Annotated in this window: 2 protein-coding genes; both read left to right on the top strand. The window is 66.5% G+C overall.

All coding sequences use genetic code 11. From position 1 onward, the window contains the following. Positions 1 to 163 precede the first annotated feature (163 nt). Positions 164 to 1,369, top strand: a complete 1,206-nt coding sequence (locus ACFVX4_RS41950) for a helix-turn-helix domain-containing protein (protein ID WP_389988744.1) — start codon at positions 164 to 166, stop codon at positions 1,367 to 1,369. 314 nt (positions 1,370 to 1,683) lie between these two features. Further along, positions 1,684 to 1,899 (top strand): hypothetical protein, encoded by a 216-nt coding sequence (locus ACFVX4_RS41945; protein WP_389988741.1) that lies wholly within the window; start codon positions 1,684 to 1,686, stop codon positions 1,897 to 1,899. Positions 1,900 to 2,396 lie beyond the last annotated feature (497 nt).

Here is a 2,396-nt window from a genome sequence, read left to right as displayed (position 1 = left end):
GTGTTTCACCCGGTGGCGGGGGTGAGGCGGCTGCGGACGAAGGGCCCGGTCGCAAGAGCGAGGACGGTGAAAGCGGTGAGGCGTTGCAACCCCGGATGGGCCGGCGGTGGGGCTCTTTTGCGTTCCTGGTCTGACGTCGCTGTGACGGCGTACCGTCTGAGCTGTGAGCGAGCATCTCGGAGACAAACTGTCCCGGCTCCGTCGGCTGTCGGACCTGACACAGGAAGAGCTGGCGGAGAAGTCGGGCGTGTCCGTCGACGTCATCCGCAAGCTGGAGCAGAAGCGCAAGGGGTCCGCACGCCTGCCGACACTGCATGCGCTGGCCGGCGGGCTCGGTGTTGAGCTGACGACGCTGCTGGGTGACCCTCCCGGCGTCCCGTCAACGGGGGAGTCCGACCCGCCACAGTTGGTGGCCGTTCGTCGAGCTGTTCACCCGCTCATGTTCGCCCCTCCGCAGGAGTCTGACGGGGCGGAGGTCCTCACGCCTTCACTGCTGCGGGCCGAGATCGCTGACGCGTGGTCCATGTACCACTCGGCAGAGTTCCCACAGCTTCTGAACCTGCTGCCTGGAATCCTTGCTGACGCACGTCTCACGGCGTCGCAGGGGTCTGACGGGGGGCAAGCGGCACTCGGCAAGGCGTTCCAGCTGGCCGGACACCTGAGCATCCGCCTGGGCAAGCTCGATCTTGCCCTTGCCGCCCTGGAGCGTGCCATAGCTGCCGCGGAAGCCTCCGAGGATCCTCTCCTTGTCCCGATGATCTGCAACTCCCTGGCGTGGGCTTACCAGAGGTCCAACCGGCTGGACGACGCCAAGAGCATCGCCCTGTACGCGGCCGATGGCCTGGAGCAGGACGGGCTCACTGCCGACGCGTCGGGCCTGCGCGTGTGGGGCGGCCTGACTATGAGTGCTGCTACCTCGTACGCCCGGCTGGACAAGTACGACGATGCGGACAGGATGATGCGCGCTGCGGAGAAGGCCGCCGGCCGTCTGGCGAAGATGCCGCCCACGGAGGGGGACGGGCGTCTCTTGTCCGTCTTCAGCAAGTCGTCCGTCCGCATCGAGCGCGTACGCCTGGCAGTACAGCACGACCGGCCGGAGGAGGCGCTACGTCTGGCTAAGGGTATGAGGCTGAGCAAGGACACACCGCCCTCCTGGCGCACCTGGTTGCTCCTGGACGTCGCCCGCGCACACACCGACGTCGACAATGCGGACGGCGCTGTCAAGGCCCTTGAGAGCCTTCGGCGGGTCGCCCCGACATGGATGCGCCATCACACGCTTGCCGTGGCCATCGTCCGCGATCTTCTCGCGCTCCCACATCACCCGCCGGGGCTACGGAAGTTGGCTGACTTCCTAGGGATCGCGAAATAGCGTCGCGAAACTAGGACGTGGCATCCCTGTGCTGAAGCCGCACAAGGCGAAACCCTCTGGTCACAAGCCAGTGGCGGAGGTGCAGGGATGATCAGCAGTGCGCAATCGGGACCAGTCTTCTTGAGCGACGGCGGCTTACAGAACGAACCCCGGGCGGCGACCGGGTGCGCCGTCTGCAGGGCCCTGAAGAAGCAATGGTGCCAGGCGACGGACAAGAACGATCCCGCCTACAACATGTCGCACGCCGCCGACTTGGCAATTGAGATCAGCCGACACCCGCACTCGGAGACGGGGGCCCGGGTATGAGTCCCCGGATGCTCGTCCGCAGCGTCACCCACCGCATCGTCCAGCACCCGGACACCGACGTCACGTACGAAGCGGAATGCCTCGCATGCAAGTGGGAGGCCACCCCCTCGACGGACGCCGACGCGGTCGACGTCGAGTGCATGTCCCATGCCGGCCGGAGCAATCACCGGAGCTTCCGACGACTCGTCACCGGCTTCGCTTTCGTCGTCCGTGACGGCGAGTGACACCGCCCTCACCGACTCCGCCCAACGCGGTGCTCCTGATCTCCCGCTAGTCGCGCCGACCAGCCGCTAGCGGGCACCTCCCCGAACCTATGACCGTCGGCGGTCCGGGTCCGGGCAGGCATTCAAACCCACCATCACGAAGACCGGCATGCCCGAAAAAGAAGAAGACCAGTCTTCTCACCCGTTCCCCTTCCCCCGCCGTCGCCGGAGCCCGCACCGGACAGCACCGAGTGCGTCCCCTGCGGCACCACCACGGGGGGATGTGTGGATCCGAATCGGCACGGGTGGAAATTGTTGAGCTAACCCCAGACCCGCACTCAGAGCGTCACCCCCTGGCGTGCGGTGGGCGACGGAGGCCGGCTCTCCTCGTGAGGTCGACAGCCGGCCCCCGCTCGTCCATACGTGAACCGCCCCGGGTTTGATGGAGATCATCAAGACCCGGAAGGATGCCAATCATGGCTGCTCCCCGTAAGTACCCCGACGAACTGCGTGAACGC

Source organism: Streptomyces sp. NPDC058240 (assembly GCF_042882135.1).
Lineage (GTDB): Bacteria > Actinomycetota > Actinomycetes > Streptomycetales > Streptomycetaceae > Streptomyces.
Note: the sequence above shows the minus strand (reverse complement) of the source record. Positions and strands in the feature narration are given on the sequence as shown.